At 70.6% G+C, this 12,049-nt stretch carries 17 protein-coding genes; 10 read left to right on the forward strand and 7 right to left on the reverse strand.

Annotated features, from left to right (window positions below; translation table 11 throughout):
- Window positions 1-930 (reverse strand): hypothetical protein, encoded by a 930-nt coding sequence (locus DJ81_RS16075; protein WP_094525161.1) that lies wholly within the window; start codon window positions 928-930, stop codon window positions 1-3.
- A gap of 153 nt (window positions 931-1,083) precedes the next feature.
- Between DJ81_RS16075 and DJ81_RS16080 the strand changes: the two genes are divergently transcribed.
- Window positions 1,084-2,166 carry a CNNM domain-containing protein gene (locus DJ81_RS16080; RefSeq protein WP_094590552.1) on the forward strand — a complete coding sequence of 361 codons (1,083 nt, stop codon included), beginning with the start codon at window positions 1,084-1,086 and terminating at the stop codon, window positions 2,164-2,166.
- 49 nt (window positions 2,167-2,215) lie between these two features.
- On the opposite strand, the gene DJ81_RS16085 is transcribed toward DJ81_RS16080, so the two are convergent.
- From DJ81_RS16085 to gvpA, 4 genes are all read right to left on the reverse strand, one after another.
- The gene (locus tag DJ81_RS16085; protein WP_094590554.1) at window positions 2,216-3,025 is read right to left on the reverse strand and encodes an SDR family NAD(P)-dependent oxidoreductase; all 810 of its coding nucleotides are present in this window, start codon (window positions 3,023-3,025) and stop codon (window positions 2,216-2,218) included.
- Window positions 3,026-3,031: 6 nt separating this feature from the next.
- Window positions 3,032-3,715, reverse strand: coding sequence for a haloacid dehalogenase type II (locus tag DJ81_RS16090; RefSeq protein WP_094590556.1), 684 nt, complete (start codon window positions 3,713-3,715; stop codon window positions 3,032-3,034).
- 199 nt (window positions 3,716-3,914) lie between these two features.
- Window positions 3,915-4,484: a gas vesicle protein GvpO gene (gvpO, locus tag DJ81_RS16095; protein WP_094526890.1), complete on the reverse strand. Its 570-nt coding sequence runs from the start codon at window positions 4,482-4,484 to the stop codon at window positions 3,915-3,917.
- Window positions 4,485-4,527: 43 nt separating this feature from the next.
- Complete coding sequence (gene gvpA, locus DJ81_RS20015) at window positions 4,528-4,839, reverse strand: gas vesicle protein GvpA (RefSeq protein ID WP_094525166.1); 312 nt, start codon at window positions 4,837-4,839, stop codon at window positions 4,528-4,530.
- A 150-nt stretch (window positions 4,840-4,989) separates the two neighbouring features.
- Here gvpA and DJ81_RS16105 point away from each other — a divergent pair, with 150 nt between their 5' ends.
- The 9 genes from DJ81_RS16105 (at window position 4,990) to DJ81_RS16145 (ending at window position 10,218) form a co-directional block, all read left to right on the forward strand.
- On the forward strand, window positions 4,990-5,616 hold the full coding sequence (locus DJ81_RS16105; RefSeq protein ID WP_094525167.1) for a GvpL/GvpF family gas vesicle protein: 627 nt from the start codon (window positions 4,990-4,992) through the stop codon (window positions 5,614-5,616).
- Window position 5,617: 1 nt separating this feature from the next.
- Window positions 5,618-5,869: a gas vesicle protein GvpG gene (gvpG, locus tag DJ81_RS16110; RefSeq protein ID WP_094525168.1), complete on the forward strand. Its 252-nt coding sequence runs from the start codon at window positions 5,618-5,620 to the stop codon at window positions 5,867-5,869.
- Window positions 5,866-6,801: a hypothetical protein gene (locus tag DJ81_RS19380; protein ID WP_170938349.1), complete on the forward strand. Its 936-nt coding sequence runs from the start codon at window positions 5,866-5,868 to the stop codon at window positions 6,799-6,801. The genes gvpG and DJ81_RS19380 overlap by 4 nt, the downstream gene beginning before the upstream one ends.
- Entirely contained in the window at window positions 6,794-7,249 is a 456-nt protein-coding gene (gene gvpJ, locus DJ81_RS20020) for a gas vesicle protein (RefSeq protein ID WP_394338295.1), read from the forward strand. The genes DJ81_RS19380 and gvpJ overlap by 8 nt, the downstream gene beginning before the upstream one ends.
- Window positions 7,246-7,572: a gas vesicle protein GvpK gene (gvpK, locus tag DJ81_RS16125; protein WP_094525169.1), complete on the forward strand. Its 327-nt coding sequence runs from the start codon at window positions 7,246-7,248 to the stop codon at window positions 7,570-7,572. Before gvpJ ends, gvpK begins: the two co-directional genes overlap by 4 nt.
- A complete protein-coding gene (gvpL, locus tag DJ81_RS16130; RefSeq protein ID WP_094526891.1) occupies window positions 7,565-8,386 on the forward strand; it encodes a gas vesicle protein GvpL in 822 nt (273 codons plus the stop codon). Before gvpK ends, gvpL begins: the two co-directional genes overlap by 8 nt.
- The gene (gene gvpM / locus DJ81_RS16135) at window positions 8,367-8,606 is read left to right on the forward strand and encodes a gas vesicle protein GvpM (protein ID WP_094590558.1); all 240 of its coding nucleotides are present in this window, start codon (window positions 8,367-8,369) and stop codon (window positions 8,604-8,606) included. The genes gvpL and gvpM overlap by 20 nt, the downstream gene beginning before the upstream one ends.
- A gap of 269 nt (window positions 8,607-8,875) precedes the next feature.
- Window positions 8,876-9,259, forward strand: coding sequence for a low molecular weight phosphatase family protein (locus tag DJ81_RS16140; protein WP_249269148.1), 384 nt, complete (start codon window positions 8,876-8,878; stop codon window positions 9,257-9,259).
- Between the two features lie 5 nt (window positions 9,260-9,264).
- Window positions 9,265-10,218: a halo transducer protein gene (locus DJ81_RS16145; protein WP_094590618.1), complete on the forward strand. Its 954-nt coding sequence runs from the start codon at window positions 9,265-9,267 to the stop codon at window positions 10,216-10,218.
- A 118-nt stretch (window positions 10,219-10,336) separates the two neighbouring features.
- On the opposite strand, the gene DJ81_RS16150 is transcribed toward DJ81_RS16145, so the two are convergent.
- Entirely contained in the window at window positions 10,337-11,377 is a 1,041-nt protein-coding gene (locus tag DJ81_RS16150) for an AbrB/MazE/SpoVT family DNA-binding domain-containing protein (RefSeq protein WP_094558148.1), read from the reverse strand.
- Window positions 11,378-11,379: 2 nt separating this feature from the next.
- Window positions 11,380-12,048, reverse strand: a complete 669-nt coding sequence (gene phoU / locus DJ81_RS16155) for a phosphate signaling complex protein PhoU (protein ID WP_094590620.1) — start codon at window positions 12,046-12,048, stop codon at window positions 11,380-11,382.
- Window position 12,049 lies beyond the last annotated feature (1 nt).

Here is a 12,049-nt window from a genome sequence, read left to right on the forward strand (position 1 = left end):
TCAGGACAGGTGACAGAAGTACCAGTCGCCGTCGTACCGGACCAGCGGCGCGGCCTCGTCGCCGCCGGTCGAGAGCCGGTCTCGGAGGGCGCCGAACGGCTCCGAGTACGGCTCGCACTCGGCGTACGTCCCGTCGATGGCCCGGTCCACGACGTCTCGCTGGTCGGCCGAGAGAGAGTCGAGGACGACGCCGCGCCGCTCGCCGACGTGTGCCCTGAACTCGTCCGGCGACGTCGCGACGCGTTCGGTTCGGACGGTCGCGCTCGCGATCTCGACGGGCCGCCGCTCCTCGAAGATCACCCGAATCGGGACCCCGTCCCACTCCAGATAGCGCGCGTCCGCTTCGGGGACGAACGCCGACCGGTCTCGCGCGTCAGCGTCTTCGTACGCGAACACGACCGAGAACGACGTGTAGTGCGGCGCGTGGAGGAGTCCCGGATTCCCGATCGCGCCGCGGAGCGACTCGCGGTCGTGAGCGGGCACCTCCGCGACCGAGCGGACCGGCCCGCCCCCGGGGAGCGCGGAGTCGTCGACGTCGATTTCGACCGCGTACTCGTACCCGGTCGTCTGCATCCGGTCGTGCTCCGTCACCCGAAGCCGGTAGTAGTCCGGTCCGGGACCCGCGACGACGAACTCCGTCCGCGGGTCGGGGCGGTAGTACCCGCGGGCCGTCGCTTCGCCGGTCTCGGTTTCCAGCGCGTCCGCGACGGGGACCCGCGTCGCGTGCGGTAGCATGTCGAGCGGCCTACTGAACTCGTTCGAGACGCCGGTCGCGGTCGCGTCGTCCAGATCGAGGGTCCCCTCGTTCGAGCCCGGACAGCGGTCCGACCGCGAGATCGGCGAGAGACACCCCGAGAGGGAGGCGGCGCCGACGCCGCCGATCGCCCGCAGCGCTCGTCGCCGAGTGATATCCGTTGGAGGGCGGTTCACAGCGGGAGATCGGTCGCTCCGGTGATATATCCGCGGGTGTCGCTTCCGCCCCGTCGCACGCGACGGACGACCGATCCCCACTGCGGGGGTCTCCGCTCCGACCGCACGGGGATCGTGGCCATCTATTTGAGCCCCACGCGACCACCCTTCCGTATGAACGGCATCGAGGTCGCCGTCCGCCTGACGGCCGGGGCCCTGCTCATTCTGGCGAACGGGTTCTTCGTCGCGATCGAGTTCGCCCTGACCCGCGTCCGCCAGTTCTCGGAGTCGGAGTTCGACGCGCCCGGGCTCCGGCGGGCGTGGGAGATGACGCAGGACCTGGAGATCTACCTCACGAGCTGTCAGGTGGGGATCTCGGCGACGAGCATCGCGGTCGGGATCATCGCGGAGCCGGCGCTCCGCGAGCTCCTCGATCCGCTGTTCGAGAACACGGCGCTCGCGTCGGTCGGCGCCGGCGCGCTCGTCGCCTTCATCATCATCAACCTGCTCCACCTCACGCACGGCGAGCAGACGCCCACCTACCTCGGCGTCGAGCGCACGAAGTTCGTCGCCCGGTACGGCGCGACGCCGCTCTACTGGTTCGCGAAGCTGCTGTACCCGGTCATCGTCATCGGCGACGGGGTCGCCAAGTGGACGCTTCGCCGCTTCGGCGTCGAGATGACGGGGGCGTGGCTCGAGACGGAGACCGACCGGGTCGAGTCGCGAGCGGACCTTCGCAACCGGCTCGGCTCGCTCCTCTCCCGAAGCGACCTCACCGTCGAGCGACGCGAGGAAGTCCTCAACGCCCTCACGATCGGCGAGATAACGGTCGACAAGGTCATGACGCCCCGCGAGGAGGTCGTCTTCCTCTCGACGACGGCGAGCGCGGCGGAGAACATCGACTGGATCGGCGGCAGCCCGCACACGCGGTTCCCGCTGGTCGACGACGACATCGCCGACCCGGACGACTTCCTCGGGATCGTCTACGTCCCGTCCGTCGTCGAGCGGGTCGACGCGCTCCGCGACGGCGCGGCCGCGTTCGAAGACCTGGCCGCCCCGCCGATGACGCTCGGGCCCGAGGTGCACATCAGCGACGCCGTCGACCGGTTTCAGGACGCCAAACAGGAGCTCGCGCTCGTCGTCGACGACGGGCGCGTCCTCGGACTGGTCACGGCGACGGACGCGCTGGAGGCGGTCGTCGGCGAGATCGAAGACCCCCTCGACGTCGCGCTCGACGGCCGGCCGCAGTCGGCGTGAGACTCCGCTCGGCCGGCGACGACGCGACGCCGCGTTCGACCGACCCCCCTCACCGCGCGGTCCAGCCGCCGTCGGCGGCGAGCGTCTCGCCGGTGAGGAAGCTCGCCGCGTCGCTGGCGAGGAAGACGACGGGCCCGGCGACCTCCATCGGGTCTGCGAACCGGTCCATCGGGGTCCGGTCGAGGATCGAGTCCCGGAGCCGCTCGTTCTCCCGGAGCGGCTCGGTGAGGTCGGTCGCGACGTAGCCCGGCGCGACCGCGTTCACCCGGACGTCCGGCGCCCAGTCGATCGCCGCGCTCTTCGTGAGCCCGACGAGCCCGTGTTTTGAGGCGACGTACGGGTGTTGCCGCGGCAGGCCGACCTCGCCCGCGACGCTGGCGACGTTGACGACGCACCCCTCGGCCTCTCTCAGGTGCGGGCCGGCCGCCCGGAGCGTCCGGAACGCGCCCCGCAGGTTCACGTCGAGCACGTCGTCGACCGCGGCGGCGTCGACGTCGGCGGGATCGCCGAGCGCGCCGTCGGGGTTGAACCCCGCGTTGTTGACGAGCACGTCCAGCGAGCCGTACGCGTCGACCGTCTCCCCGACGAGCGCGTCGACATCGGCGTCGTCCGTCACGTCCGCCGCGATCCCGCGCGCCTCGACGCCGAGATTGCGGGCCTCGTCGGCGACCGCCTCGACCTCGCGCTCGGTCCGCGCCGCGGGGACGACCGTCGCTCCCGCGGCGGCCAGCCCGAGCGCGATCGCCCGCCCGATCCCGCGGCCGCCGCCCGTGACGACGGCGACCTTCCCGGAGAGGTCCGGGAGCGCGTCGACCGGGGGACGGAACGGTTCCCCCGCCTCCGCGTGGCCGTCGGACATCGCGGCTCAGACCCCCAGCGCGTCCGCCAGTTCGTGGATCGACTCGACCGTGTCGTCGGGCTCCCCGTCGAACGGCTCCCAAGGGGTCCCCTTCCGGTCGAGGCGAACCGCCTGCATCCCCGCGTTGGCGGCGCCCATCACGTCGAACCAGCCCGCGGTGACGTGGACGATCTCGTCGATCGGCGTCCCGGTCCGGGCGGCCCCGTGGCGGTACAACTCCGCGGCCGGCTTGAACGTCTCCACCTCGTCGGCGCTTATGGCGTCCGCCACGAGGTCCTCGATCCCGGCGTGTTCGACCATCGACTCCAGCATCGCCGGGTTCCCGTTCGAGAGCACGTACGGCTCGTACCCCCCGTCGCGCAGGCGCTCGATCCCCGACCGAACGTCGTCGAAAACCTCCAACTCGTGGTACACCGCGAGGATCTCGTCGCGCTCGGCGGCCGGGAGGTCGACGCCGTGCGCCTCTAGGGCGTACGTCAGCGCGTCCCGGTTCATCTCGTAGAACGGCTGGTAAGCGTCGACCGCGTTCGCGACGAACGTGTACGCCAGCGAGCGAGACCGCCAGAGCCGCGACACGGGCTCGGGGTCGGCGACGCGCTCGGCCAGCGCGGCCTCGGCGGCCTCCACGTCGACGAGCGTGCTGTACGAGTCGAAGGTCACGGTCCGGACGCGGTCTGGGTCGAACGTCATTCGCGTCGGCCTACGGTCGCTCGCGTCATTACTCCCGGTGGTCGACGCGCTCGGCGTCGTCCCGTCCGTGACCTGGCTCGCGGGGCGGCGACGCGACGGGTACCGCTTCGACTATCGAACGAACCGGTCTTCCGGGACTGAAACGCACTGATTCGAGGGCCTCGATGACCGCTCGAAGACGAACCGGAGGCGGCGGTCGTCAAAGCTCGTCGGGGTTCGACTCCGTCCGCCGGTAACGGTTCACGCGGCGGTAGCCGGCGACCGTTCCGTCGTCGGTGAACTCGATCTCGTACCGGCCGAGGATGTCTTGCGTGTCCGGAACGGACTTCCGTTCGATCGTCTCGACGACCGCGACCCATCCCTCGCCGCTGTTCGTGACCTCGATGATGCCGTCGAGGTCGCGTCCGGTGAGATCCGGGGCCACGTCGATCGCTTTGTTCCGGACCGTCATGAGCCCCGCCGTCTCCGGCGACGCCTCGTCGTCCGCGACGCCGGTCTCCCCCGGCTCGTCGTGCGATCGGTTCTCCGGCTCGTCGCCGCTCGTTTCGTCGGACACCGTCCCTTCGTCTTCAGGCGCATCGCCGACGAGCGAAACGAGTTCCGACGCGGTCGCCGCGCCGACGCCGCCGACGTCGTACAGGTCGCTCCGCTCTGCGCCGTGGAGGTCGGCGACCGTCTCGATTCCCTCGTCCCGGAGCTTCTCGGCCGTCTCCGGTCCGACCCCGTCGATCGACTCGACGTCTGCCGACCCGTCGGTGTCCGGTGTCACGAGCGGAACCCTCGGTCGAGCACGTGTTCAGCGGCCACCACTTCTAGGAGGCGTCGACGCCGGCTCGACGCTTCTCCATCGCCTGCTCGTGTTCCCGGGCGGAGGTCGTTTCGATCTCGAGGTCGCGGATGTCGTCCAAGTCGCCCGTCTGGGTGGCCTGCTCTATCTTCGACATCTCCGAGGCGTACGTCAGGAACGTGTCGATCGACGCGGCGACGACGCGCGCTTCGATCGTCAGGATCTCGATACCGACGACCGAGATCCGCGCCCAGACGTCGATGACGATTCCCTTATCCAGGATGCGGTCGAGAACCTCCGCGAGACTCGATGAGTCGGGTGATGCTGAGGCGGGCATTGCAACTCCGGTCCCCCGCTTTGTTATTTATTATGCGGCTGCTAGCCGATCTCGGTCGAAATAAATCCCGTCTTACTCGCCGCCGTTCGTTTCAATGGAGGTAATAAATATTGATTCGGGGGAGCGAGCCTGTGTTAACATCGCACTCTGATGAACGGAAATCACATCTACACCTACGGCGTCGTCGACGACGAGGAGTTCGAACTGGACGTCACCGGCGTCGACGGCGGGACGCCGATTCGGACGGTCCGGTACCGGACGCTCTCGGCCGTCGTCAGCGACATCGACACGCTCGACCCCGAGCGGTCGGACGAGAACGTCCGCGCGCACGACGAGGTGCTCCGGGAAGTCATGGCGTTCGGCGACGGCCGCACCGCCGTCCCGATGCGGTTCGGGATGGTCTTCAAGAGCGGACGGGCGCTCAAGAACGTCCTCCGGAGCGGCCGCCGGGCCTTCCGGAAGGCGTTGCTCGACGTCGACGGGACCGTCGAGCTCGGCGTCAAGGTCGTCGTCGACGAGGGCGAGGTCGTCGAGGAGGCGGCCCTGCAGAACATCGCCGACCGCCTCGCGGCCGCCGCCGAGCGCGACGTCGAGAACGACCTCTTCAGCGACCGCCTCGCGCTGAATCGGGCGTATCTCGTCGCCTCCGACAACCGCGAGGCGTTCTCGGAGACCGTCCAGGCCGTTCGGGACGATCACGACGGCGTGACCGTCCGGTACAGCGGTCCGTGGGCACCGTACAACTTCGTCGACATCGAGGTCGGGGCGGCGCAGTGAGATGTTTCTCGTCGACGACCTCCTCTTCAGGCCGTTCGTCTCGCTGCTTAACACCCTTCACTCGATGGCGATCGAGGAGCTACACGACGTCGATTCGATCCGCGACGAGCTCAAGGAGAACCGCCTGCTCCACGAGCTCGGCGAGCGCTCCGAGGCGGAGTACCGAGAGCGACGGGCCGAGCTGGAGGAGCGACTGGCGGTGGCCGAGGCCGCACACGAAAACCTCCAGGGGAGGGTCGAGGTGAAACGATGACGGACGGCGACCGCACGACGGACGATGGCGACGGCATCGACGATGTCGTCACCGTCGAGCACACGCCCGACGCCGTCGAGGAGGCGGGCGAACTCGTCCGGGAGGTCGAGGTCCGCCTGCGCGAACTGGCCGGTCTCGACGACGGCCCGGCGGAGCGCGAACGCGCCGCAGAGATCTTCGAGGAGTTCCGCGACGTCGCCGACGAGGCCGAGGACGTGTTGGAGACGATCAACTTCGGAGACCTCCCCGACGCGGTCGACGTGAGTGAACTCCCCGACGCCGTCGATGCGGGGGACGTCCCCGAGGCGGTCGCCGGCGGCGACCCGGAGGACGCCGTGGAACTCCGGAACCTCGGCGAACTCGTCGAACTCACGGACCTCTGGAGCGCGGTCGACGTCCGGGAGTTCTGGCGGAACAAACGCGAGTTCGACGCGGCCGTCGCCGACCTGTTCGCCGACGACGCCGAGGGCGCAAACGCCGAGACGGACGACGGGCACCTCGACGGCGCCTCGGGCTTCGACGGCGCCGACGAGAGCGATGACGCCGACGCGGCCGACGCCTCGGACGACGGGACGGCGCCGTCGAAGCCCGAACTCGGACTGCTGGAGACCGACGAGTCGAAGCAGGCCGCCATCCAGAAGGCGATCAGCGACTCGGTCGCCGAGTTCCGCGAGAGCATCCTCGACGCCCGCGAGCGGCTCAGCGATGTCGTCGAAACGAACCGAGACCGAACCGAGCCCGTCGGTCGGCCGAACTCGCGGAACCCGACCGCCGTCTCGACGATGGCGACGTCGCGGCCGGATCTCGGGGGCGCGACCCGCTTCTCGACGGTGCCCGAGGAGACGCGCTACTCGACCGCGCCGAATCGCCCCCGCGTCTACGGGCAGCGGTTCGAAGGCGCGAGCGAGCGAACGGGGACCGAGGATGACTGACGGAACGGCCCCGACCCGGCAGACGGATAACCTCGCCGACGTCGTGGAGATGCTCCTCGACAAGGGCGTCGTCATCAACGCCGATATCGCCGTCTCCGTCGGGGAGACGGAACTGCTCGGCATCGAGCTCCGAGCGGCGATCGCCTCGTTCGAGACGGCCTCCCAGTACGGACTGGAGTTCCCCGAGGGAACGGACACGGAGCGCGTCGAGGCGGCGTCTCAGCGGCGTGGACTCGGGGCGTCACCCGAACGAGGGGCGTCGACGGACGTCGAGACGGTCGACCTCGAGGAAGGAACGACCGGCGACGGCGGTGACCCCGACGGTACGACCGGCGACGGCGATGACCCCGACGGAACGACCGGCGACGGCGACGATCCCGACGGGACGACCGGCGACGGACGGCCCGCCGAGCGAACGACCGAGGCCGACGGTACCGACGACCGATGACGACGATAGATATCGACGGCGACGAGGCGACGAACGGGCTGACGGCGCTCGTCGTCACCGTCGTCGAGCTGCTGGTCGAGGCGCTCGAGCGGGAGGCCGTCCGCCGGATGGAGTCGGAGTCGCTCACGGACGAGGAGATCGAGCGGCTCGGCCGTCAGCTCGCGGCGATGGAGGACGAACTGGAGCGACTGAAAGCGGAGGCGGAGATCGGCGACGACGTCGATCGGCTGCGCGGCGACCTCGACTCGCTGGTCTCGGACGCCGTTCGCCGACTGGACCGCGACCGACGCGGCGCGGTGCCGGGGGAGACGAGCCGTGACTGAGACCGCGTTCGACGAGGGGAGATATCTCTACTGCGTCGCTCCCGACGGCGACGAGTCGCTGTCGACGACCGGACTGGACGACGAACCGGTTCGGCTCGTCCGCGAGGCGGGACTGACCGCCGTCGTCCACGACTGCGGTTCGCTCTACGACTCGGACTCCGCGACGCGGATTCGACGCTGGATACTCGCCCACCAGTCCGTCGTCGACGACGCGGGCGAGGCGTTCGGGACGCCGCTGCCGTTCCAGTTCGACACCGTCATCCGTGGCGATGACGACGCGGTCCGCTCGTGGCTCGACGCGGAGTCCGAACGGTTGACCGACCACCTCGACGCGCTCGCCGAGCGGTGGGAGTACCGCGTCGAGGTCGTCTGGGACGAGGACGCCGCCCGCGACGAGCTTGAGGCGACCGACGCGGACCTCCGCGCCCTCGCCGAGCGCCGAAACGAGGCCGACGAGGGCACGCGGTTTCTGCTCACTAAGCGGTACGAGACCCGCCTCGACCGACTGCTCGACGAACAGCGCCGCGCGGAGGCGGCCGACCTCGCCGATCGTCTCGGGGGCGAGGCGACGGAGCTCGTCGACCTCGGCGACCGTTCGAGAGCGGGGTTGGACATCGGCGATGCCGACGAGAACGTCGACGTCCTCGCTCGCTTCGCCGTCCTCGCGACCGACGACGAACGGGAGGCCGTCGGACTACTGCTCGATGACGTCGCGGCCGACCCCGGTATCGAGGTGCGGTTCACCGGTCCGTGGCCGCCGTACACGTTCACGCCCGAACTCGACGGAGGGACGGATGCGTCCGACGAAGTCTGACGACGACGCCCTCGTCGACCTCGTCGACGCCGTTCTCCGGACGGGAGCGGTCGTCGAGGCGGACGTCGTCATCACCGTCGCCGACGTCCCGCTCGTCGGACTCAAACTCCGAGCGGCGCTCGCCGGAATGAAGACGATGACCGAGCACGGCGTCTTCGAGGAGTGGGACGAGGCGCACCGACTCGGGAACAGCGAGGCGTCCGGCGAGCGAGTCGAGTAGCGCGACGCGTCCCCTGGCCCCCCCGGACCGCCTCGACGACGCCTCTGTCGATCCGGTGCCTGAGACGCCGTCGCGACGGTCCGGAACGTGACGACCCTGAAGGAGGGTTCCGACGCTCACGGATCGCTATATCGCTCTATAGCCCTCCGTATCGGTCCCGAGTAACGATTTTACTGATGCCCCGCGCATACCGTGTCGTGAGCCATCACAGCGATCGACCGGACCACCGGATCGCGTTCGTCTGCGTCCAGAACGCGGGACGGAGCCAGATGGCGGCCGCGTTCGCCCGTCGCGAGCGCGACCGCCGCGAGGCGACCGATCGGATCGAGATAGTCACCGGCGGGACGCGCCCCGCCGATCGCGTCCACGACGTCGTCGTCGAGGCGATGCGCGAACTGGACGTCGAGCTCGGCGACCGGACGCCGCGGGAGGTAACGCCGGACGAGCTGCGGGCGGTTGACCTGGTCGTCACGATGGGCTGTTCGGCGTCGAACGTCTGCCCGGCGGCGTGGAACGGCGAGAACCGCGATTGGGGGCTCGACGACCCGCACGGTCGCCCGCTCGCGGAGGTGCGCGAGATCCGCGACGAGATCGCCGAGCGGGTCGACGCGCTGTTCGACGAACTGCTGTCGGAGACGCCGTCCGCGGGGTGACGCGGATGACTGAGACGCCCGACGGCGAGCCGGCGGATCTCGACGGCGCGTCCGTCGAACGAGCGGCGGCCGTCGTCGACGACGGGGGAGGCGCCGGCGAGACGCGAGAGACGCTCGCGATCGTCGCCCGGGACGGGGTCGTCCGCCGGGCGGCCGTCGACGACGCGGTCGCGAACGCGTCGCTCGTGGTGACGACCGCCGAGACGCGGACGGAGTTCGCGGCCGGGAAGCTGGACGGCGCGCGGGAGGCGGCCGCTCCGGTCGCGGACCTGGCTCCCGTGTCCGGGCGCCTCGACGACTTCGACGCGCGTCTCGCCGACGTCGAGAGCCGCGCGGACGACCTCGGTGACGCCGTTCAGGAGGTGCTCGACATGAAGGGAGACGGCGATCTCTACGAGATCGCGCGACGGGTCAAGCGGGTGACGACCGCCGCGACCGAGGTCCAGCGCGCCGCCGACGACCTCCAGTTCGAGATCGATTCCTTCGAGGGATGGCTCGCCGACTCCGACCGGCGCGTCGAGGAACTCGACGCCGACGTCGACGCGCTCGCGGCGTCGGTGGACGAGCTCGACGCCGCCGTCGAATCGCTCGACGCCGACGGGGAGGCCGCCGGGAGCGAGCGCGGCGCGGCGGCCAGATGGGCCGCGGCGACGGTTCGACACCGCGTCGCGTCGCTGCTGATCGCGGACGTCCGGGCCGAGCTGGCGGCGCTCCGAACGTGGGCCGAGCGCGAGGGCGACGCCCCGCCGTCGGGGATCGGGCCGCGACTCGACGAGGTCCGCGCCCGTCACGAGACCGCCGGCGAGCGGCTCGCCGCGCGCGCCGAGCCCGAGTGGACCGCGCGGTTCGGCGACCGACTGGCCGCGCTCGACGAGGCGCTCGACTCGATGGAGCCGCCGGTCCCGTGGGCCGAGGTCGAGGCCGTCGTCGAGGAGTATCGCCCCGCGATCGACGGATAAGCGCGTCTCCCGGCAGTCGCGTGGATGCCGGAGAAGCGTCGAGCGTCGACGCCGCGCCCGCCGCCCGCGTCGGGCCGGCCGCATTGTCCTACGCCGGACGACCGCGCCGTCCGAGCGGTCAGTTCCGCGTGTTCTCGTCGCGGATCGCGGCGGCGGCGGCGGTCTCCGTCACCGACCGAGCGCAGTCGGCCGCCCGTTCTAGACGCGCGAGCGCGTCCGACAGCGCGACCGCCGCGGAGACCGGCCCCGGGACCGCGCCGCCGTACAGCCGCCCGTCGATCGACTCGATTCCCGCCGCGGCGTCGTCGCACCGCTCCCTCGCCCGCCGGGCCGCCGCTCCGTCGCCGTCGAGGACGGCCGTCACCGCGTCGTCGACGGCGAGGGCGACGTCGTCGGCCACGGGGCGCACGTCCGCGGCCGCCTCGTCGGCGAGCGGCTCAGACAGCTTCTCGCCGATCCCCGCTATCCGGACGGCCTGGTCGGCGACTGCCTCGAGACGGCGAGCGGCCGCGTAGTAGGCGAACAGGTCGGGCCGGGAGACACCGAGCGCGTCGAGCTCGGCGTGTGACACCAGTGACCGAGAGAAGTGCCGCGTGACCATCTCCGCGGAGCGGCGCGCCTCGTCGGCGCGGTCGCGGATCCTCGACCGCGCGTCCGCGGCGTCAACGAAGGCCTCGGTCGCGTCGCGGAGGAGCGAGACGACCGCGTATCGGAGCTGTACGACCGACTGACGGACCGAGACGGAGGCGGTGTCCAAGAGGTGTCTGATCGTGATCTCCGAGTCCGACTCGCTGAGCACGTTCGTCCCGACCAACCCGCGAACCGCGGACCGCGCGGCGCTGCGCTCCGCGTCGGAGAACGCCTCCGCCCGACGCAGCGTTATCGTCTCGAAGCCGACCGCGTGAGCCGTCCGAACCGCGCGTCGAACGGCCTCGGGACCGCCGCCGGCGTCGGTGTCGGCGTCGTCGCCGATGTCGATCGTCGCCTCGCCGAGGCGGTCGACGTCGGCGGCCGAGGACCGGACGAGGATCGAGCCGTCACGGTGGGTGTACAGCCGCAGTTCCATCCCCACCTCGAAGCCGTGGCTCTTCGCCCACCCCTTCGGAATCGAGACGGTGAACGTGCCGCCGCCGACCTCCTGCAGCTTTCTGGTCTCCATGGTCAGTAGACTAGTTCGAGGTCACCGTCGTTCATGTACAGCGTGCGCGCGGCGACGTTGACGGCGTGATCGCCGATTCGTTCCAGGTCGCGTATCGTGAGCAGCAGCCGCGACACGTCGTCGAGCAGCCGCTCGATCTCCCAGCGATCGGGATCACTGGCGATCAGCTCGCGAACGACCGCGTCGCTGGCGTTCTGACACGCCGCGTCGAGCGCGTCGTCGCGGTCGGCGATCGCTCGACACGCCTCGGAATCGGCGTCGGCGTACGCGTCGACGGCCGCCCGGAGCTGACCGGTGACGGTCTCGCCGATCCCCCCGACCCGGACGTCGGAGACGACGTCCGCGCTCCCGGCGAGGGCGTACCGGGCGAGGTTCGTCGCGAGGTCACCGACCCGCTCCAGATCCGTGAGTATCTTGAACGACGCGACCACGAAGCGGAGGTCCGCGGCGACGGGCTGCTGGAGCGCGATCAGCTCGACGCAGTCGCCCTCGAGGTCGAGGTACCGCCGGTTGACGCGTTCGTCGCCCTCGATCACCTCGCGGGCCAGCCCGCGGTCGCCGCCTTCGAGCGCGTCGAGTGCTCGCCGGAGCTGCCACAGCACGCCGTCCGCCATCGACTCTACGTCGGCCCGCAACTCGTCCAGCGACTCGCGGTACGCTTCGCGGGACACG

It is taken from the genome of Halorubrum sp. Hd13 (genome assembly GCF_002252755.1).
Taxonomy (GTDB): Archaea; Halobacteriota; Halobacteria; order Halobacteriales; family Haloferacaceae; genus Halorubrum.